This window comes from Shewanella electrica, assembly GCF_022321485.1.
Classification (GTDB): Bacteria; Pseudomonadota; Gammaproteobacteria; order Enterobacterales; family Shewanellaceae; genus Shewanella; species Shewanella electrica.
In genome coordinates, this window is sequence record NZ_JAKOGG010000684.1 from 1 (window position 1) to 243 (window position 243).

Below are 243 nucleotides of genomic sequence, written 5' to 3' on the forward strand. Positions count from 1 at the left end.
TTGGCTTCGACCCGGAGAAAGTCAGCTTTGGCGATCTGCTGGATATCAGCTTTGTGACGCATGATCCGACCCAGCTTAACCGTCAGGGTAATGATATTGGCACCCAGTATCGTTCCGCCATTTTCCCGGCCAATGCAGAGCAGGAAGCGGAAGCACGCGCCGCCATTGCCCGCGCTCAGGCTGACCATGATGTGCCGGTGGTGACCACCATTGAGCCGCTGAAAGAGTGGTATCCCGCTGAAG

At 57.2% G+C, this 243-nt stretch carries 1 protein-coding gene; it reads left to right on the forward strand.

Annotation, left to right across the window (positions count from 1 at the left end; all coding sequences use genetic code 11):
- A partial coding sequence (locus L9G74_RS21810) for a peptide-methionine (S)-S-oxide reductase (protein ID WP_238898975.1) occupies window positions 1-243 on the forward strand: 243 nt, incomplete at both ends.